Genomic DNA, 18,614 nt, shown 5'->3' on the forward strand with positions numbered 1-18,614 from the left:
ATGCTGGATAGACTGTTAGCCCTGCTTGTTCTGGCGCTCGTCCTCGGCGTGCCGCTGGGGTTGATCTTCCTGGTCACCGGGCAGTTCCTGATGGACTTCGTGTTCTTCTACCCGTTGTTCATGTCCGGGCTGTGGATCGCCGGCGGCCTGTATTTCTGGCTGCACTGGGAACGCCACTGGCCGTGGAAGGACGACACTTTGCCGCCGCCACTGGAAGGCGAGCCGCTGATCTCGATCCTGATCCCTTGCTACAACGAAGGCGAAAACGCTGCCGACACCATTCACGCGGCGCTGGCCCAGCACTACCCGAACATCGAAGTCATCGCGATCAACGACGGCTCCAAGGACAACACCGCCGAAGTGCTCGACCGGCTCGCTCAGGAAGACCCACGCCTGCGGGTGCTGCATCTGGCGGAAAACCAGGGCAAGGCCGTGGCCCTGCGCATGGGTGCGATTGCTGCGCGCAGCGAATATCTGGTGTGCATCGACGGCGACGCGCTGTTGGCGCCGAACACGGCGGCCTATCTGGTGGCGCCGATGCTCGACAACGCGCGGCTTGGCGCAGTGACCGGCAACCCGCGCATCCGCACACGTTCGACCCTGGTCGGGCGGGTGCAGGTCGGCGAGTTCTCGTCGATCATCGGTCTGATCAAGCGTACGCAACGGGTGTTCGGGCGGATCTTCACCGTGTCCGGGGTGATCGTCGCGTTTCGTCGTACCGCGTTGAACCGGGTCGGCTACTGGAGCCCGGACATGATCACCGAAGACATCGACATCAGCTGGAAGCTGCAACTCGATCACTGGAGCATCTTCTACGAGCCGCGCGCGCTGTGCTGGATCCTCATGCCGGAAACCCTGCGCGGTCTGTGGAAGCAGCGCCTGCGCTGGGCGCAGGGTGGCGCCGAGGTGCTGTTCAAGAACATTCGCGGCATCTGGCAGTACCGCCATCGTTACCTGTGGCCGCTGCTGTTCGAATATTGCCTGTCAACCGGTTGGGCCTTCACCTTCCTGCTGTCGGTGATTTTCTGGGGCGTCGGCAAGTTCGTGGTCATGCCGGAATCGATTGCCGTGCATCACCTGATGCCCCCGGCGTTCACCGGCCTGTTGCTGGCGTTCGTCTGCCTGGTGCAATTCGCGGTCAGCATCATCATCGATCGGCGCTATGAACCGGGTCTGGGCCGAACCATGTTCTGGGTGGTCTGGTATCCGATCGCGTTCTGGCTGGTCAGCCTGCTCACCACCTTGGTCAGTTTCCCAAAAGTGCTGTTTGGTCAGCATCAGAAGCGTGCACGCTGGGTCAGCCCTGACCGCGGCATCAAGCCGGTTGGCGACGACGAAGAGGAGGTCATCAAATGAAAATCATCCGGACCCGGCAGCGGCCCTTCCTGGTGGTGGTCGATGTGGTCCTCACCGTGCTGGCCTGGGTCGGCCTGCTGTTTCTGCTGATTCGCGGACTGTGGCCGTTGATCGAGACCCACGCCGGTGGGCCACGCATCGACAACTCGGCGTTCGAGGCTCTGGGTACGTTGCAGATCTACCTGTGGGTGGCGCTGGTCAACGCAGTGATCCTGATTGGTTGGGCGCGTTATCAGCAGCGCAAAAGCAGAAGCTTCGCCCAGCGTCGCTTGCCGGCACCGGTGGTCGATGATGAAGGGCTGAGCAAGAGCTTCCGCCTTTGCGATGACCGCCTGGAGAAGCTGCGCACACCCGGGGTGATGACCATCCACAACGATCAGGAAGGTGATATCAGCCATGTGGTGCTGAACTTTCGTCCACTGGCACCGACGGAATTGCCGCCACCGCTGGCGCCGCTGGAATATCCCCGGGTGATCTTCCTGCACGCCGAGGACGACGATAATCGCGACCCAGTGAACCGCCCCACCTGAACGACGACTCCCCTGTAGGAGCTGCCGAAGGCTGCGATCTTTTGATCTTGATTTTAAAGATCAAAAGATCGCAGCCTTCGGCAGCTCCTACATTGTTCAGCATTCAACTGCGAATCAGCCGCCAAGCCTCCTCCATGGTGAGCGGCTGCTTCATCCGCTCGGCCAGCATCGCCATGGCCCGCTCCTCCTCGCATGCCACGGCGGCAACCACCACGCCGTTGTGGCCAAACAGGCCGATGAAGGGCGGATGCTCGGGTTCGCCCTTGAACTCGATTTCATCCCACTGACTGGCGTGGCCCAGGTAGTCGTAGTTCCTGCCGAAGTGCCAGGTCCAGAAAAACGGCACATCCAGATAATGCTCATCGGCGCCCAACATGTTGGCGGCAGCGATGCGTGCGTGCTGCTGGGCCAGGCGCCAATGCTCAATGCGTTGCGGCTGGCCGCTCAGGGTGAACGTGGCGATATCGCCAATCGCCCATAGACCTTCGCAGACCCGCAGACCGGCATCAACGCGCAGTGACTGGTCTTTCTCCCTTGGCAGCGAAGCGAACGCTTCTGTGGCCGGATGAACGCCAACTCCCGCCAGCACCAGATCCGCCGAAACGCGCAAACCGTTATCCAGCAGCACCGCCTCGACCTTACCGTCACCGGTGATTTCCCGGGCTTCGTGATCGGTGATGAATTTCACCCCGTGTTGTTCATGCAGCGCACGGATCGCCTTGCCCACCGCTTCGCCAAATTGCGCGGCAAACGGAATCGCATGGCGGGCGATGACCGTGACGTCGAGGCCGAACTGACGCAGGGCCGAGGCGCATTCGAGGGCGATAAAGCTGTCGCCGATGATCAGCGCCCGCTGTTCGGGGTTGGCGGTGCGCATGATCTGTTCGGCCTGGGCTTTCGAGCGCAAGACAAACACCTGCGGCAGGTCGGCGCCGGGCAGTTGCAGCGGGTTGGGCTCGCCGCCGGTGGCGAGCACTGCGGCGTTGTAGGACAGGGATTGGCCGTCGCTCAGATGCAGGGTTTTCGCTGAAGCGTCGAGGGCAGTGATTGCGCCTTGCCGGCGTTCGATGCGTTGTTCTTTATAAAAGTCTTCGTCGCGCAGAGGCGGAGTTTCCTGCGCCGACATCTCGCCGGCGAGGACGAATTTGCTCAGCACCGTGCGGTCGTAACCGGCCTCCGCTTCGCGGTCGAGCATGATGATCTGGCCACCGAAACCTTTCTCCCGCAGAGCCGCCGCACATGCCGTGCCCGCTGCACCTGCGCCGACAATCACAAAGGTGCGTGAATCATCGGCCGGAGGCGTGTGCGCATCCGGCAGCGGTTGATCATCGACCCAGACCTCATCGCCACGTAACTCCAGCGGATAACGCTTGAGGCTGTCGAGGGCCGGTGGCTCGCACAACGCGCCGTCTTCGACGCGAAATGCGGCTTTATGCCAAGGACAGATCAGGCGTCCGTTGCACAGCGCGCCGTCAGCCAGTGGCGCCCCGGCATGTGGGCATTCGCCCTGAAATGCGCGCAGTTGGCCATTGGCGTGGAGCAGGACAATCTTGCGCTCGCCGATTTCGACTTGCAGGCCACGGTCTTCGGGGACATCGGCGACACGGGCGACACGGTGCAGGCTCATGTTCGTGCTCCTGACAGGCATTTCTCTTACGAGTTTGCGCCGCCGTGCGAGGTTCAGCCAATTGCCACTGCCAAGCTACGAACGGTACAGCTATAGTTTGCAGGCCGACGAAGGCCCAACTGCACAAGGTACTCCCGGAATGACCCGATTGACCTCTCTCAACCCTTGGCTGGCGGCCGTCGCCGTCGCCCTTTGCGTGCAGTTTCCGGCGCAGGCGGCCGAGCGCTTTACCCTCGACATCCCCGGTGTCTCGGACAACCGTCTGTTCACCTCGGCCGCCGCGAGCGATGCGACCGGTTGCGGTGGCAAGAACCAGTCCCCGGCACTGGCCTGGAACGCCGGGCCTGCCGGCACTCTGAGCTACGCGATCGTCATGCACGACCCGGACGGCCAGAAAGGCGCTGGCGTCGATCACTGGATTCACTACGGCATCAAGGCCACCACCCGGCAGATCCCGGCCGGCGTCGGCGCCAAATCCAGTCTTGAAGGCGTGGGCGGTACCAACAGTAAAGGCACCACCCATTACATCGGGCCGTGCCCACCGGTCGGCGACAGCGCCCACCACTACATCATTCAGATTTACGCCCTGGATCTGGCCCCGGACGCCTTGCCCGCCGGTCTGACCCGCGCCGAGCTGATGGACAAAATCAAAGGACACGTACTGCGTAACAGCAGCGTGGTGCGGCGTTATCACCGCTGAAAATATTTTCAGCGGCGCTTAACCCGATCTGAAGGGGCTGCCCGTCTCAGTGGATGAATGGATCACTTTCATCCCGAGGTCAGCCCCCATGTCCCGCTCCCTGCCTTTTCTGCGACCCGTTGCCGTCGGTGTGTTGTTGACCGTCGCCGGTTGCGGCGTGTCTTCCAATCCCGAATCGGCTGCCGTTCCGGCGCCGGCCCAGCCACAGGCGTTGATTCAGCATGAGGCGCTCGTTACCGACAGTGCGCTGGCCAAGCGCAGTGCGCGTACGGCGCCGATTGCCAGTTTCGCGGCGATGCCGGCTTCGGAAAGTTATCCACAAGGCTATCGTGACGAGCAGCGCGAGCAATATCAGGCGCTGGCCGACAACCCGATCCACAGCGTGGACGAGGCTCCGGTCTCGACCTTCAGCGCTGACGTCGATACGGGCGCCTACGCCAATGTCCGGCGTTTGCTCAATCAAGGGCGTTTACCACCTGAAGGCGCGGTGCGACTGGAAGAGATGGTCAATTACTTTCCCTATGACTACGCGCTGCCCAGCGATGGTTCGCCCTTCGGCGTAACCACCGAACTGGCCGCCACGCCATGGAATCCGCACACCCGCCTGCTGCGCATCGGCATCAAGGCCTCTGACCGGGCTGTGGCGGAGCTGGCCCCGGCGAATCTGGTGTTTCTGGTGGATGTGTCCGGCTCGATGGATCGCCGCGAAGGGCTGCCGCTGGTCAAAAGCACATTGAAACTGCTGGTCGATCAGTTGCGCGAACAGGACCGTGTTTCGCTGGTGGTGTATGCCGGCGAATCCCGCGTGGTGCTGGAGCCGACTTCCGGACGCGAGAAAGCGAAAATTCGCACAGCCATCGAGCAATTGACCGCCGGCGGTTCAACCTCTGGTGCGTCGGGCATCGAACTGGCCTATCAAATGGCGCAGCAGGCGTTCATCCCCAAAGGCATCAACCGCATCCTGTTGACCACTGACGGTGACTTCAACGTCGGCATCAGCGACTTCGACAGCCTCAAGCAAATGGCTGTGGATAAACGCAAAACCGGGATTTCCCTGACTACCCTGGGTTTCGGTGTGGATAACTACAATGAACACTTGATGGAGCAACTGGCCGACGCCGGTGACGGCAACTACGCCTACATCGACAACCTGCGCGAGGCGCGCAAGGTGCTGGTGGATCAACTCGGTTCGACCCTGACGGTGGTGGCGAAAAACGTCAAATTGCAGGTGGAATTCAACCCGGCGCAGGTCAGTGAATATCGCCTGCTTGGCTACGAAAACCGCACCTTGAAGCGTGAGGATTTCAGCAATGACAAAGTCGATGCCGGTGAAGTCGGCGCAGGACACACGGTGACCTCGCTGTATGAAATTGTCCCGGCAGGTAAGCAGGGCTGGCTGGAACCGCTGCGCTACGGTAAATCGGAGAAGGTGGTTGCTGCGAAGGATGGAGAATTGGCGATGCTGCGTGTGCGTTATCAACAGCCCGAAGGTGGGAAAAGTCTGCTGATCGAGCGGCCGATTGCCAATCAGGTCGCACCGGCCAGTGAGGACCTGCGTTTCGCGGCGGCAGTGGCGGCGTTTTCCCAGCAGCTCAAGGACGCTCGCTACACCGGCGACTTCAGCCTCAAGGACACCGAAACCCTGGCCCGTGGCGCTCGGGGCGACGACCGCTTCGGCTTGCGCAACGAGTTCGTGCAACTGGTGGAACTGGCGCAAAGCCTGCGCACCTCAACCGCATCGATCGCGATGCCCACTGAGCGACGGATTGAATAGTGAGCCGCTTGCAAGGCTTCATCAGTCAGCTGTTTGCTACGCCAGACAGCCCGGCCGCCAGCAGCGATGAAACGCTGCTGGCGCGTTATCGCGAGGGCGACGGCGCGGCGTTCGAGATTCTGTACGCGCGCCATCGTCAGGGTTTGTATCGGTTTCTGCTCGGATTGAGCGGCAAACCGGAACTGGCTGACGAAGTCTTTCAGGACACCTGGCTGAGCCTGATCCGCAGCAACAGTCAGCCACAGGGACGGGCGACGTTTCGTACATGGCTGTTCCAGATTGCGCGCAATCGGCTGATCGATCACTGGCGCAAACACGGCGCACATCAGCCGCTGCACGACAGCTACGACGAACAGCTGCATGCGATTGGCGACGAGACCAATGATCCCGAACAATTGCTGAACCTCAGCCGCGACAACCAGCGCCTGGAAAGCGCTCTGCAAACCTTGCCTGCCGATCAGCGCGAAGTGTTCCTGCTGCGTGCCCACGGCGACCTCGACCTGGAACAAATCGCCAGCCTCACCGAAACACCGCTGGAAACCGTCAAAAGCCGCTTGCGCTACGCCCAGCAAAAACTGCGTCGGCTGCTGGCCGAGGAGGTACTGACATGACTGACGCCCGCCAGACACCCGAAGAATCTGTGATCAAACATGTACGCGAACAGCACAATGTTGAACCGCCGGCGCACCTTGATGCGTTCATCCTCAAGGCTGCTCTCCGCGAAACACCGGTGCCCAAGCCAGGCCTGTGGCAACGCTGGCTGCGGGCCTGCCAGAAACCGCGTTGGCAGGTCGCATTCGCCAGCGTGGTCGGTGTGGCACTGATGTTGTCGCTGGTGCAACGTGCACCCGAGCCGCAGCCGCAATTCGACTTCGCCCCGGCGGCCAAACCGGCTGCGCCACTGGCGCGCAAGCAAGCCCCCGAAGCGCAATCACTGCCGGCTCCGCCCGCTGCGGCCATGTCCGCACCGGCACCGATGATGGAAATGGCCGAGCCGATGCAAAGCGACGCGATCAGCGCCGACGAAGCCAGACTCAGCAAACGCGCCGCCGCCCCGGCCAACGGCCTGGATGAGCAACTGCGCGAAGTCCTGCGCCTGCGCGAGGCCGGCCAGTCGCAAGCCGCGGATGCGCTGTACAACAATCTGCACAAACGCTACCCCGGGGTGAACCTCGACCTGCGACTTGAGCGCATACGCCAGAACTGACCGCTTGTTCACCCAGCCATTTGGCATTGCCCGGCAAAAACGCGCACTATCGGGCCATGGCTGAAGCGCTGGAGAACAAAGTGGCAGCAAAAATCGACCGCATCGCCCAACTCCTCAACTGCCCGCAGAAGGGCGAGGAGATGCGGCGCGCGATTACTGAGGCGCGCAAGGAATTTCTGCTGAACCAGTCGGAAGAAGACGTCGTGGAAGAAGACGAGGTTTTTGAGGAGGTTGGGGAAGAAGAGGAAGACGACGATTACGATGAGTTTGACTGGACGACGGAGTGACCGTCGTCGCATGAAACACTGCGCCCACAAAAAAGCCCCGGACCATCACAGTCCGGGGCTTTCTCGTTTCAATTCATGGCGCACCAGGCGGGATTCGAACCCACGACCCCTGCCTTCGGAGGGCAGTACTCTATCCAGCTGAGCTACTGGTGCAGCGGGCGACATCATACCTAGGTCGGCTCGGGGCGTCCATGCCGGGTTTTGGCGGGTTTTGTCAGTGCGCGTGTCGGTGTGAATCGCTGCATTCCTTAAAGCTGTAACGTCCTGCAAAACCCTCGCTTGGCGCTTTTTCCTGGCTGATCTATGGTTTGGCTGCGGCCGGGGCTTTTTGCTCGTTGATCTGAAAAAACCAGCAAACGCTGGGATTTTGTTCTTTTTTTCGAACGACCTATTGTCCTTTACCCCCTTTGCTCCTACGATCCGTTTGAGATTTCAAACGCTCTTTGACGGGGTGTGGATGCGCAGATGCTGTGAATAACGCACGATCGCTGCGCCTCACCCGGTAGATGATTTCCCTGACGGCAGCCTTGCGAGGCGCCTTTCTACAATCATAATTTTGCTCCGCGCAGGCCGCGGTGCTGTTAAGGAAAGCCGACATGCAGCTTAAAGATACCCAGTTGTTCCGCCAGCAAGCCTTCATTGATGGCGCTTGGGTCGATGCGGACAACGGTCAGACGATCAAGGTCAACAACCCGGCCACCGGCGAAATCCTCGGCACCGTGCCGAAAATGGGCGCCGCCGAAACCCGCCGTGCCATCGAAGCCGCTGACAAAGCGCTGCCGGCCTGGCGTGCACTGACCGCCAAGGAGCGTGCAGGCAAGCTGCGTCGCTGGTTCGAACTGATGATCGAGAACCAGGACGACCTCGCGCGCCTGATGACCCTCGAGCAAGGCAAGCCGCTGGCCGAAGCCAAGGGCGAAATCGTTTACGCCGCTTCGTTCATCGAGTGGTTCGCCGAAGAAGCCAAGCGTATCTACGGTGACGTGATCCCGGGCCACCAGCCGGACAAGCGTCTGATCGTGATCAAGCAGCCGATCGGCGTTACTGCTGCCATCACCCCGTGGAACTTCCCGGCGGCGATGATCACCCGTAAAGCCGGCCCTGCGCTGGCCGCCGGTTGCACCATGGTGCTCAAGCCGGCTTCGCAAACCCCATTCTCCGCCTTCGCTCTGGCTGAACTGGCCCAGCGTGCCGGCATCCCTAAAGGTGTGTTCAGCGTGGTCTCCGGCAGCGCCGGCGACATCGGCAGCGAGCTGACCAGCAACCCGATCGTGCGCAAGCTGTCCTTCACCGGCTCGACCGAAATCGGCCGTCAGCTGATGTCGGAATGCGCCAAGGACATCAAGAAAGTCTCGCTGGAACTGGGCGGCAACGCGCCGTTCATCGTGTTCGACGACGCGGATCTGGATAAGGCCGTCGAAGGCGCGATCATTTCCAAGTACCGCAACAACGGCCAGACCTGCGTCTGCGCCAACCGTCTGTACATTCAGGATTCGGTCTACGACGCGTTCGCCGAGAAGCTGAAAGTGGCGGTGGCCAAGCTGAAGATCGGCAACGGTCTGGAAGAAGGCACCACCACTGGCCCGCTGATCGACGAAAAAGCCGTGGCCAAGGTGCAAGAGCATATCGCTGACGCCGTGGCCAAAGGCGCCACCGTGCTGGCCGGTGGCAAGCCGATGGAAGGCAACTTCTTCGAGCCGACCATCCTGACCAACGTGCCGAAAAACGCGGCTGTCGCCAAGGAAGAAACCTTCGGCCCGCTGGCGCCGCTGTTCCGCTTCAAAGACGAAGCCGAAGTGATCGCCATGTCCAACGACACCGAGTTCGGTCTGGCGTCCTACTTCTACGCTCGTGACCTCGGTCGTGTGTTCCGTGTAGCGGAAGCCCTGGAATACGGCATGGTCGGCGTCAACACCGGGCTGATCTCCAACGAAGTCGCGCCGTTTGGCGGCATCAAGGCCTCGGGCCTGGGCCGTGAGGGCTCCAAGTACGGCATCGAAGATTACCTGGAAATCAAATACCTCTGCCTTGGCATCTAAGCCGGGAAAGGGATCGCTGCAAACGCAAAGGGCACGAGAGCGCTGTCCCTTTGCGTCGTTTCAAACCGGAATTTTCTCTGCGGCCAGGAACGCCGTGGCAGTCGATCATCGCATGCTGCCACCGCCGATTTCTCCCGCTTAATCCTTGAACCACGCCGCCCGATGAGCGGTGAATGAGGACTGTAATGAGCAAGACTAACGCTGAACTGATGGCCCGTCGTACCGCAGCTGTTCCACGTGGTGTTGGCCAGATTCACCCGATCTTCGCTGAATCGGCGAAGAACGCTACCGTGACTGACGTTGAAGGTCGTGAATTCATCGACTTCGCCGGCGGTATCGCTGTGCTGAACACCGGCCACGTGCACCCGAAAATCATCGCCGCCGTGACCGAACAGCTGAACAAGCTGACCCACACTTGCTTCCAGGTACTGGCCTACGAGCCGTACGTTGAGTTGTGCGAAAAGATCAACGCCAAGGTGCCAGGTGATTTCGCCAAGAAAACCCTGCTGGTGACCACCGGTTCCGAAGCCGTGGAAAACGCCGTGAAAATCGCCCGTGCCGCCACTGGCCGTGCCGGCGTGATCGCCTTCACCGGTGCTTACCACGGTCGCACCATGATGACCCTGGGCCTGACCGGTAAGGTCGTGCCTTACTCGGCCGGCATGGGCCTGATGCCAGGCGGCATCTTCCGCGCGCTGTATCCGAACGAACTGCACGGCGTGAGCATCGATGACTCGATCGCTTCCATCGAGCGCATCTTCAAGAACGACGCCGAGCCGAAAGACATCGCCGCGATCATCATCGAGCCGGTGCAGGGTGAAGGTGGTTTCTACGTCGCGCCGAAGGAATTCATGAAGCGTCTGCGTGCCCTGTGCGACCAGCACGGCATCCTGCTGATCGCTGACGAAGTGCAGACCGGCGCTGGCCGTACCGGTACTTTCTTCGCCATGGAACAGATGGGCGTTGCTGCCGACCTGACCACTTTCGCCAAATCCATCGCTGGCGGCTTCCCGCTCGCCGGTGTCTGCGGCAAGGCCGAATACATGGACGCCATCGCTCCGGGCGGCCTGGGCGGCACCTACGCCGGTAGCCCGATCGCTTGCGCGGCGGCGCTGGCCGTGATGGAAGTGTTCGAAGAAGAGCAACTGCTGGACCGCTGCAAGGCTGTCGGCGAGCGTCTGGTAACCGGTCTGAAGGCCATCCAGGCCAAGTACCCGGTGATCGGCGAAGTGCGTGCGCTGGGCGCGATGATCGCGGTCGAGCTGTTCGAAAACGGCGACAGCCACAAGCCGAACCCGACCGCCGTTGCGGCTGTCGTGGCCAAGGCGCGCGACAAGGGTCTGATCCTGCTGTCCTGCGGCACCTACGGCAACGTGCTGCGCGTTCTCGTACCGCTGACCTCGCCGGACGAGCAACTGGACAAAGGTCTGGCGATCATCGAAGAGTGCTTCTCGGAGCTGTAATTCCGGGCACTGTGTGATCTGATCGAGAAAAACCCGCTTCGGCGGGTTTTTTTATGCCTCGGAAACCCTTTTGCGCTGTATCGATAGGCCAGCATTGGCTAAGGTTCAGGCATTGCAAGGGAGAGCGCGCATGACCGCCGTTGATTTACCCGCCGTACCCCGAGTGCTGATTGCCGAGGCCGATCCGTGGTCTCGTGACCTGCTTAAACAAGTGTTGCTCAACGTGCGCTGTGATGCGCGGCTGGACTTGTGTGCCGATGGCCAGCAAGCCATGTCGTTACTCAGCGAAGTGCCTTATGACCTGGCTATCGTCGATTGGGAGTTGCCGGGCATCGATGGTTTGAGCGTGCTGCGCAGCGTGCGCCAGCGCAAACGCAATCCGCCGCTGCCGTTCATTCTGATGAGCAGTCGCGCTGACAGTGCCAGCGTACGCGAAGCTCTGCCACTGGCGCCGACGGCGTATCTGACCAAGCCCCTGAACATGGAAACCCTGACCGAGCGCCTTCAAGGATTGCTGCTGGATGCCGGCGAAGAAGTGTTCTGCGAAGTGCCGACGCTGGCGCCGGGCATGACCTTGTCGGTGTTCCTTGAGCGGCGTCGCGAGCAGGCCGACGGCGCGCCATTGATGACCGATGTGCAAGTGGCGGTCAAACGCAGCCTCAACCCCAATGGCCTCGACCTGAAGCTGCTCGAAGAAGAGATCCGCACCGATCCGCAGATCACCGCCGTGCTGATCGCCGCCGCCAACAGTGCGGCGCAACATCATGGTGTGGCGGTGCAGACCCTGGGGCAGGCGCTGCACCGCCTCGGCACCGGGCAGAGCATGAACCTGATCCTCGGCCTGGCGCTCAAACGCAGCGCGAGACTCAGTGACCCGTGCCTGGCGGATTACGCCGAGCGCTATTGGGGGCTGTCGCTGCACACGGCGGAATACGCCCGCACCTTGGCGCGCCTGCTCGATCTGGATCAGGAGCGCTGCTACTGCGCGGGCATGCTGCATCGTCTCGGTGATTTGGCCTTGCTGCGCTGTTTGCAGGAGTGGAAGCAGGCTGGCGGCGAGCTGGATGAGTGGGAGGAGGTCGGTGACGCGCTGGCGGAGTTTGGCGCGGCCTACGGTTCGGCGCTGCGGACACGCTGGCGCCTGCCGCTGGAGCTGCGCGAGTTGATTGCGTCGGTCTATCAGCTCGGTGGCGGGGTCTATTCCCGGGAAGCGCTGGTGATGAACATGGCAGCGCAAATGGCCCGTCTGACCGAGCATGAGGGCGTTGAGGAACTGGCCAGGAGTCGTACGGCGCGGCTGCTGAAGATCGGGCTGCCGGAGTTGATGCGGATGCGTAAGTAATCTGACTTTTCACAAAACCCTGTGGGAGCGGGCTTGCTCGCGAAGGCGGTGTATCAGCCAACATAAATGCTGAATGACCTACCGCCTTCGCGAGCAAGCCCGCTCCCACATTGGATATTCGGGTGGCTGAAATTCTGGATCAGGCAGAAATGATCCGGTTCTTGCCCTGCCGTTTTGCCTCGTACATGGCCGCATCCGCTCTGGCGAACAGGCTCTCGAGACTGTCGTCGCCATCCCTGATGCTGGTCAGGCCCTGGCTGACGGTGATGCCGAATGTCTGCCCCTCGTGGTTGAAACTCAGGCGCTGAATCTCCTGCTGCAGCCGCTCGGCCACTTGCAGCGCCATGTCCGGTGCGCAACCGGGAAACACCGCAGCGAACTCCTCACCGCCAATGCGTCCGAACAGATCGCCCCGGCGTAACGACCCACGTCCGCATTCGGCAATCCGTTGCAGCACGTTGTCACCCTCCGGGTGGCCGTAGCTGTCGTTGATCAGCTTGAAGTCATCGATGTCCAGCAGCAGGAAGGCCAGTGGTGCACCTTGCAGGCGCGCCTCTTCGAACTCGCGGTTGGCGCATTCGAAGAAGTGTCGGCGGTTGCTGCTCTGGGTCAGTACGTCGGTGGTCGCCAGGCGATGCAACTCGGTTTCCATGTGCTTCTTGTCGGTGATGTCTTCGGCGATGCCGACGATGATCACCGGTTGCCCGGGTTCGTCCTGACGGTTGATGAAGCATTTGTCGCTGAGCCAGCGCACCTGACCGTCGGCGGCGATAATCCGGTACTCGCGGTCTTCCACCGCGCCCTTGTGCAGCACTTCGGCAAGACTGCGTTCGGCGTAATCCAGGTCGTCGGGGTAGATGCTGTCGCGCCACTGGTTGTAGTCGGCCAGCAACAGGCCTGCGGAGCGACCGAAAATCCGCTCGTAGGCAGGGCTGACATACAGCACCTGACGGGTTTCCCAATTGAACGCCCAGAGCACCGCGTTGACGCTCACCAGTAATGAACTGAACAGTTGTTCGCGCTCGCTCAGCCGGGCGACTTCGCCTTGAGCGTGCATCAGCGCCATCAGGGTTTGCGCGGCCTCGGGCCACTGCGCAAGGGATGAGTCTTTTTGATTGTTGTTGACCATCGGCACGTTTCTCAAAAGGTGTGCCGCAATTTCGACAACGGCCACAGTACAGCCCGCCGGGGTGGCGAAGTGTCTTTGAGATAGGGCTTTCGGTGCTAAGTTCCGCGCTTTTGTAGAGAGGAAGCCTGCTCCCGCCGGGCGGTAGAAATGACGCGTTTCAGCAATGAGAACGCGTCGACAAATTTGCGGTAGCTGCGCTACCGATCGGGGATGAATCCCCTCGCCACAGGGGATTCGTTCATGGCGGTCAGGCTGCGGCGGGGCGCAGCGAGTAGGTTTTCAGCTGGTCGGCGAATTCACGCAGGGACTGGATGCCGCTGGCTTCGGCCTCGTGCACCCATTCCTTGATGGCGGCGAGCATGTCGTGGCCATTGGCGCTGGTTTTGACCCAGATCTGCTGCAGGGCCAGGCGTTTTTCGTAAATGACCTTCAGCGCCTGGCTGTGCTCGAGCATGTTCTGGATGCGCAAGTGATGACGGTCTTCCAGCAGGCTGGTTTCCCGCGACAGCAGGCGCTTGGCCCGATGGAATTGATGGCGTACCGAATGATCGACCTTGTCCAGCTCCTGCTTGACCAGCGGGCCGATCACCAATTTGCGGTACTGGGCCATGATCTGGAAGCGGTTGTTGAGGATCGCCATGGCGGTGTCCATGTCCAGATGGCCCTTGCCTTCGACGCGGTGGGCGATCGGTGCCACACGCTGCACCTTGGCCAGCCTGAAGAAGCTGAAGACCTTGATCCACGCCCAGCCGAGGTCGAACTCCCACTTCTTCACCGACAGCTTGGCCGAGTTGGGGTAGGTGTGATGGTTGTTGTGCAGTTCTTCGCCGCCGATCAGGATGCCCCACGGCACCAGATTGGTCGCCGCGTCGCGGCATTCGAAGTTGCGGTAGCCGATGGCGTGACCCAGACCGTTGACCACGCCGGCAGCCCAGACCGGGATCCACATCATCTGGATCGCCCAGATGGTGATGCCGATGGTGCCGAACAGCAGCAGGTCGATGACGCCCATGATCGCCACACCCAGCAACGGGTAGCGGCTGTAGAGGTTGCGTTCGATCCAGTCTTCGGGGCAGTTCTTGCCGTAGATGCGCAGGGTCTCCGGGTTCTCGGCTTCGGCGCGATACAGCTCGGCGCCTTTGCGCAGCACGGTGGACAGACCCTTGATGACCGGGCTGTGCGGGTCATCTTCGGTTTCGCATTTGGCGTGGTGTTTGCGGTGGATGGCAGTCCACTCGCGGGTGTTCTGCGCCGTGGTCAGCCACAGCCAGAAACGGAAAAAGTGTTTCAGGCCGGCATTCAGCTCGAGCGAGCGATGGGCCGAGTAACGGTGCAGATAGACCGTGACGGCGACAATTGTCACGTGGGTCATCAGCAGGGTGACCGCGACCAGAGACCAGGCCGACAAGCCAAGAAAACCTTCGTACCACATAGGCTATAGGGCCCTCGATAAAGATAAAAACAGCCGTTGCATTATCACCAAGCACACAGATAAAACCAGTCGCCCTTTCAGATAAGAGTCGCTGGATGTTTCTTGACCTATAATTCCAACCTTTTTTGTAGGGACATGGACAGCCGAATGCCTGCCACTTACCGCGATGCCTTGCGTGCAGCGCTGCTTTACCTGTTGCTTGCTGTGGTCTGGCTGCAGGGAACTGGTTACTTATTGAACAGTTTCTTTGATGAGTCTGTCGATCTGCAGCGATGGCAACTGATCAACGGTTACGTCTGGGCTGCCGTCAGCGCTGGCCTGATTTTCCTGGCACGGGCCAGATTGTGCGAATTTCTCGGCATTGGTGCGCGGCTACGCGAGCGTCAGTCTGACCGTGAACGCTTGCGTCAGGCGGCAGCCGTGTTCGATTGCACCCGCGAAGGGGTGCTGGTCACCAACCGTCAGGGCCTGATCGTGCACGTCAACCGTGCGTTCATGGAAATCACCGGCTACCAGTACGACGAAGTTCTCGGCCATCAGCCAAGCCTGTTCAAGTCCGGCCACCATCCGCCGGGCTTTTACCAGGCGATGTTCGCCACGCTGGAGAGCGAGGGCGAATGGAGCGGTGAGATCTGGAACCGGCGCAAGAGCGGCGAGATTTATCCACAGTGGCAGACCATCCGCGTGATTCACGATGATCAGGGCCGGCTCAGTCACTACGTGGCGGTGTTTTCCGACATCAGTGCGATCAAGGACTCCGAACACGAACTCAAGCACCTTGCCCACCACGATCCGCTGACCGACCTGCCCAATCGCCTGTTGTTCAGCGACCGCGCCGAGCAGGCACTGGCCTCGGCGCAGATCCACAAGCGCGGCTGCGCCCTGCTGATGATCGATCTGGATCACTTCAAGATGATCAACGACAGCCTCGGGCACAACGTCGGCGATCGCCTGCTCAAAGCGGTGGCGGCGCGCCTGCAGGACCTGTTCGGCCCCGGGATTACCCTGGCACGGCTCGGCGGTGACGAATTCGCGGTGCTGGCGGAAAGTTGTCCACAACTGGTTCAGGCAGCGGCGCTGGCCCAGCGCATTCTCGATGCGCTGAAGGAACCGTTCAGCATCGAGCGGCATCAGCTGTTCATCAACGCCAGTATCGGTATCAGCCTGTTCCCCAGTGATGCATTGAGTGCCGATCAATTGCTGCGCAATGCCGACGCCGCGCTGTTCAAGGCCAAGAGCAGCGGGCGCAACGGCTACGCGCTGTACACCGAAGAGTTGACCGCCCATGCGCAGCAACGGGTCGAGATTGCCTTCGAGCTGCGTCGCGCGCTGGAGCAGCAGGAGCTGCGCGTCTATTACCAACCGGTTCACGATTTGCACAGCAGTCGGCTGATCGGCGTCGAAGCGCTGGTGCGCTGGGAGCATCCGCAGCGCGGTCTGGTGTCACCGGCGGAATTCATCCCGATCGCCGAGCGCACCGGGCTGATCGCCGAAATCGACGCCTGGGTGATGCGTCAGGCGTGTTCGCAGATGTGCCAGTGGCAGCAGGCCGGGATTGAGTTGTCGTTTGTTGCGGTGAACGTGTCGTCGCGCTTGTTTGCCCGGCGTGAGCTGTATCAGCAGGTGGCGCAGGTGCTGCACGAGACCGGGCTGGATCCGGCGTATCTGGAGCTGGAAGTCACCGAAAGCGCGGTGATGGATGACCCGGAAGTGGCGCTGGAGCAGATGCATCGCTTGCGTGAATTGGGCATTCGCTTGGCCATCGATGACTTTGGCACCGGGTACTCGTCGTTGTTGCGGCTCAAGCGCTTGCCGGTGCAGAAGCTCAAGATCGATCAGGGTTTTGTCGCCGGTCTGCCGTGGGACGAGGATGACGCAGCCATCGTTCGGGTGATCGTCGCCCTGGCACGCAGCATGGGCATGCAGGTGCATGCCGAGGGGATCGAGCAGGCCGAGCAGGCGGCGTTTCTGCTGGAGCAGGAATGTGATCTGGGCCAAGGCTACTGGTTTGGGCGGCCGGTGCCGGCGGGGGAGATTGATTGGGGCAATGCGCCTTTTATTGATTGAGCCCGATTCTGTGGCGAGGGAGCTTGCTCCCGCTGGACTGCGTAGCAGGCCCAAAAAAACGGCGAGTGCTTCGCACTCGAGCGGGAGCAAGCTCCCTCGCCACAGGGGTTGCGGTGTTCTCTTGTACCCGTGAATACCGCGCAAACCCTTGCCCCGTCAGATAATGTTTTCTAGTTATATAAACATTCTTAAATAGTCTTTTTAAGAATATCTGCGCCTCTCTTATATTGCTCCCACGCCGAACGCAGTGCCGCCCACTGCCAGGCATATCCCATTCAAAGGAGCAGCACCATGAGCGCATCCCTTCGCAGCGTTGACGGTCAGGACGAAACCACCATCTTGCGTGAAATCCAGAGCGCCCTGCGCGATCTGCGATTTGGCGCGGTGGAGATCACTGTGCACAACGCTCAGGTCGTGCAGATCGAACGCAAAGAGAAATTCCGTTTGCAGCAGCCGGGTAACAAGCCGAGCTGAAAAAGATCGCAGCCTGCGCCAGCTTTTGCAGGGGGCTGTGCGCAAGCGCTGGCGCAGGCGGCGATCTTTGAATGAGCAACCCGATTCCAGCAACACATAAGAAAAAGCCACCACCAAGAATTCCAGGAGCTTTCACCATGTCGTCGATTCGCCGTTACGCTTTGGCCGCGCTGGCCAGCGCTGTGTTTGCCGGTTCCGCGGTTGCCAAGGATTACGAACTGCTCAACGTGTCGTATGACCCGACGCGCGAGCTGTATCAGGACTACGACGCCGAATTCATCAAGTTCTGGCAGAAGGATCATGCCGGCGACACCGTGAAAATCCAGCAGTCCCACGGTGGTTCGGGCAAGCAGGGCCGGGCGGTGATCGACGGTCTGCGCGCCGACGTCGTGACCCTGGCACTGGCCGGCGACATCGACGAAATCGCCAAGCTCGGCAAGACCCTGCCGGCCGACTGGCAGAAGCGTCTGCCGGACGCCAGCACCCCGTACACCTCAACCATCGTGTTCCTGGTGCGCAAGGGCAACCCGAAAGGCATCAAGGACTGGGGCGACCTGGTCAAGAACGACGTCTCGGTGATCACCCCGAACCCGAAAACCTCCGGTGGTGCACGCTGGAACTTCCTCGCCGCGTGGGCCTATGGTCTGAAAGCCAACGGCGGCAGCGAAGAAAAAGCCAAAGAATACGTACAGACCCTGTTCAAGCACGTGCCGGTATTGGACACCGGTGCTCGTGGCTCGACCATCACCTTCGTCAACAACGGTCAGGGTGACGTGTTGCTGGCCTGGGAAAACGAAGCGTTCCTGGCACTGAAAGAAGACGGCGGCGCTGACAAGTTCGATATCGTTGTGCCGTCGCTGTCGATCCTTGCCGAACCACCGGTGGCGGTGGTCGACAAGAACGCCGAGAAGAAGGGCAACGAGCAGATCGCTGAAGCCTATCTCAAACACCTGTACAGCCCGGCCGGTCAGGAGATCGCCGCGAAGAACTTCTACCGTCCACGCGACAAGGACGTGGCGGCGAAGTACGCCCAGCAGTTCCCGAAACTGGAACTGGTGACCATCGACAAGGACTTCGGCGGCTGGAAATCCGCACAGCCGAAATTCTTCAACGACGGTGGCGTGTTCGACCAGATCTATCAGGCGCAGTAATCTGAATCAAAATGAGCCTGAAGTTCAGGCACTTGA

16 protein-coding genes and 1 tRNA gene are annotated in these 18,614 nt (G+C 60.9%); 13 read left to right on the forward strand and 4 right to left on the reverse strand.

All coding sequences use genetic code 11. The features are described from left to right. Together pgaC and pgaD are read left to right on the forward strand one after the other, a co-directional pair. A complete protein-coding gene (pgaC, locus tag HDC30_RS19670; RefSeq protein ID WP_007961454.1) occupies positions 1 to 1,356 on the forward strand; it encodes a poly-beta-1,6-N-acetyl-D-glucosamine synthase in 1,356 nt (451 codons plus the stop codon). Beyond that, on the forward strand, positions 1,353 to 1,886 hold the full coding sequence (gene pgaD, locus HDC30_RS19675) for a poly-beta-1,6-N-acetyl-D-glucosamine biosynthesis protein PgaD (RefSeq protein ID WP_183784491.1): 534 nt from the start codon (positions 1,353 to 1,355) through the stop codon (positions 1,884 to 1,886). Before pgaC ends, pgaD begins: the two co-directional genes overlap by 4 nt. Positions 1,887 to 1,989: 103 nt before the next feature. Here pgaD and HDC30_RS19680 read toward each other — a convergent pair whose 3' ends face one another. After that, positions 1,990 to 3,513, reverse strand: a complete 1,524-nt coding sequence (locus tag HDC30_RS19680) for an FAD-dependent oxidoreductase (protein ID WP_183784493.1) — start codon at positions 3,511 to 3,513, stop codon at positions 1,990 to 1,992. Positions 3,514 to 3,652: 139 nt separating this feature from the next. Between HDC30_RS19680 and HDC30_RS19685 the strand changes: the two genes are divergently transcribed. The 5 genes from HDC30_RS19685 (at position 3,653) to HDC30_RS19705 (ending at position 7,481) form a co-directional block, all read left to right on the forward strand. Beyond that, positions 3,653 to 4,213, forward strand: a complete 561-nt coding sequence (locus tag HDC30_RS19685) for a YbhB/YbcL family Raf kinase inhibitor-like protein (protein WP_115988485.1) — start codon at positions 3,653 to 3,655, stop codon at positions 4,211 to 4,213. A gap of 88 nt (positions 4,214 to 4,301) precedes the next feature. Beyond that, a complete protein-coding gene (locus HDC30_RS19690) occupies positions 4,302 to 5,987 on the forward strand; it encodes a VWA domain-containing protein (RefSeq protein ID WP_183784495.1) in 1,686 nt (561 codons plus the stop codon). 29 nt (positions 5,988 to 6,016) lie between these two features. Further along, entirely contained in the window at positions 6,017 to 6,598 is a 582-nt protein-coding gene (locus HDC30_RS19695) for an RNA polymerase sigma factor (RefSeq protein WP_221303464.1), read from the forward strand. Continuing rightward, positions 6,595 to 7,194, forward strand: a complete 600-nt coding sequence (locus HDC30_RS19700; RefSeq protein ID WP_183784499.1) for a hypothetical protein — start codon at positions 6,595 to 6,597, stop codon at positions 7,192 to 7,194. The genes HDC30_RS19695 and HDC30_RS19700 overlap by 4 nt, the downstream gene beginning before the upstream one ends. A gap of 56 nt (positions 7,195 to 7,250) precedes the next feature. Further along, the gene (locus HDC30_RS19705) at positions 7,251 to 7,481 is read left to right on the forward strand and encodes a hypothetical protein (protein ID WP_007963505.1); all 231 of its coding nucleotides are present in this window, start codon (positions 7,251 to 7,253) and stop codon (positions 7,479 to 7,481) included. A gap of 76 nt (positions 7,482 to 7,557) precedes the next feature. Here the strand turns inward: HDC30_RS19705 and HDC30_RS19710 are convergent. Beyond that, positions 7,558 to 7,634: transfer RNA gene (locus HDC30_RS19710), tRNA-Arg, on the reverse strand. A 443-nt stretch (positions 7,635 to 8,077) separates the two neighbouring features. Here HDC30_RS19710 and gabD point away from each other — a divergent pair. The 3 genes from gabD (at position 8,078) to HDC30_RS19725 (ending at position 12,325) form a co-directional block, all read left to right on the forward strand. After that, entirely contained in the window at positions 8,078 to 9,520 is a 1,443-nt protein-coding gene (gene gabD / locus HDC30_RS19715) for an NADP-dependent succinate-semialdehyde dehydrogenase (protein ID WP_096796912.1), read from the forward strand. 185 nt (positions 9,521 to 9,705) lie between these two features. Further along, positions 9,706 to 10,983, forward strand: a complete 1,278-nt coding sequence (gabT, locus tag HDC30_RS19720) for a 4-aminobutyrate--2-oxoglutarate transaminase (protein ID WP_003220503.1) — start codon at positions 9,706 to 9,708, stop codon at positions 10,981 to 10,983. Between the two features lie 130 nt (positions 10,984 to 11,113). Further along, on the forward strand, positions 11,114 to 12,325 hold the full coding sequence (locus HDC30_RS19725; RefSeq protein ID WP_183784501.1) for a response regulator: 1,212 nt from the start codon (positions 11,114 to 11,116) through the stop codon (positions 12,323 to 12,325). A gap of 139 nt (positions 12,326 to 12,464) precedes the next feature. Here the strand turns inward: HDC30_RS19725 and HDC30_RS19730 are convergent, their stop codons facing one another. Together HDC30_RS19730 and desA are read right to left on the reverse strand one after the other, a co-directional pair. Beyond that, entirely contained in the window at positions 12,465 to 13,454 is a 990-nt protein-coding gene (locus HDC30_RS19730) for a sensor domain-containing diguanylate cyclase (protein ID WP_183784503.1), read from the reverse strand. Between the two features lie 247 nt (positions 13,455 to 13,701). Next, positions 13,702 to 14,886, reverse strand: a complete 1,185-nt coding sequence (desA, locus tag HDC30_RS19735; RefSeq protein ID WP_095137852.1) for a delta-9 fatty acid desaturase DesA — start codon at positions 14,884 to 14,886, stop codon at positions 13,702 to 13,704. A 147-nt stretch (positions 14,887 to 15,033) separates the two neighbouring features. On the opposite strand from desA, the gene dibA reads away from it, so the two are divergent. From dibA to HDC30_RS19750, 3 genes are all read left to right on the forward strand, one after another. Further along, positions 15,034 to 16,953 carry a phosphodiesterase DibA gene (dibA, locus tag HDC30_RS19740; RefSeq protein ID WP_183784505.1) on the forward strand — a complete coding sequence of 640 codons (1,920 nt, stop codon included), beginning with the start codon at positions 15,034 to 15,036 and terminating at the stop codon, positions 16,951 to 16,953. Positions 16,954 to 17,244: 291 nt separating this feature from the next. Continuing rightward, positions 17,245 to 17,427: a sulfur starvation response protein OscA gene (gene oscA / locus HDC30_RS19745; RefSeq protein WP_003220508.1), complete on the forward strand. Its 183-nt coding sequence runs from the start codon at positions 17,245 to 17,247 to the stop codon at positions 17,425 to 17,427. Positions 17,428 to 17,564: 137 nt separating this feature from the next. Next, complete coding sequence (locus HDC30_RS19750; protein ID WP_183784507.1) at positions 17,565 to 18,578, forward strand: sulfate ABC transporter substrate-binding protein; 1,014 nt, start codon at positions 17,565 to 17,567, stop codon at positions 18,576 to 18,578. Positions 18,579 to 18,614 lie beyond the last annotated feature (36 nt).

It is taken from the genome of Pseudomonas sp. JAI115, from assembly GCF_014200835.1.
Classification (GTDB): Bacteria; Pseudomonadota; Gammaproteobacteria; order Pseudomonadales; family Pseudomonadaceae; genus Aquipseudomonas; species Aquipseudomonas putida_A.

What these genes read in the sequence shown, in the direction of transcription:
- HDC30_RS19680 (WP_183784493.1), bottom strand. Translation starts at nt 3,513, where the DNA reads ATGAGCCTGCACCGTGTCGCCCGTGTCGCCGATGTCCCCGAAGACCGT.
- desA (WP_095137852.1), bottom strand. Translation starts at nt 14,886, where the DNA reads ATGTGGTACGAAGGTTTTCTTGGCTTGTCGGCCTGGTCTCTGGTCGCG.
- HDC30_RS19750 (WP_183784507.1), top strand. Translation starts at nt 17,565, where the DNA reads ATGTCGTCGATTCGCCGTTACGCTTTGGCCGCGCTGGCCAGCGCTGTG.
- gabD (WP_096796912.1), top strand. Translation starts at nt 8,078, where the DNA reads ATGCAGCTTAAAGATACCCAGTTGTTCCGCCAGCAAGCCTTCATTGAT.
- pgaC (WP_007961454.1), top strand. Translation starts at nt 1, where the DNA reads ATGCTGGATAGACTGTTAGCCCTGCTTGTTCTGGCGCTCGTCCTCGGC.
- HDC30_RS19690 (WP_183784495.1), top strand. Translation starts at nt 4,302, where the DNA reads ATGTCCCGCTCCCTGCCTTTTCTGCGACCCGTTGCCGTCGGTGTGTTG.
- HDC30_RS19730 (WP_183784503.1), bottom strand. Translation starts at nt 13,454, where the DNA reads ATGGTCAACAACAATCAAAAAGACTCATCCCTTGCGCAGTGGCCCGAG.
- oscA (WP_003220508.1), top strand. Translation starts at nt 17,245, where the DNA reads ATGAGCGCATCCCTTCGCAGCGTTGACGGTCAGGACGAAACCACCATC.
- HDC30_RS19705 (WP_007963505.1), top strand. Translation starts at nt 7,251, where the DNA reads ATGGCTGAAGCGCTGGAGAACAAAGTGGCAGCAAAAATCGACCGCATC.
- HDC30_RS19725 (WP_183784501.1), top strand. Translation starts at nt 11,114, where the DNA reads ATGACCGCCGTTGATTTACCCGCCGTACCCCGAGTGCTGATTGCCGAG.
- HDC30_RS19685 (WP_115988485.1), top strand. Translation starts at nt 3,653, where the DNA reads ATGACCCGATTGACCTCTCTCAACCCTTGGCTGGCGGCCGTCGCCGTC.
- pgaD (WP_183784491.1), top strand. Translation starts at nt 1,353, where the DNA reads ATGAAAATCATCCGGACCCGGCAGCGGCCCTTCCTGGTGGTGGTCGAT.
- gabT (WP_003220503.1), top strand. Translation starts at nt 9,706, where the DNA reads ATGAGCAAGACTAACGCTGAACTGATGGCCCGTCGTACCGCAGCTGTT.
- HDC30_RS19700 (WP_183784499.1), top strand. Translation starts at nt 6,595, where the DNA reads ATGACTGACGCCCGCCAGACACCCGAAGAATCTGTGATCAAACATGTA.
- dibA (WP_183784505.1), top strand. Translation starts at nt 15,034, where the DNA reads ATGCCTGCCACTTACCGCGATGCCTTGCGTGCAGCGCTGCTTTACCTG.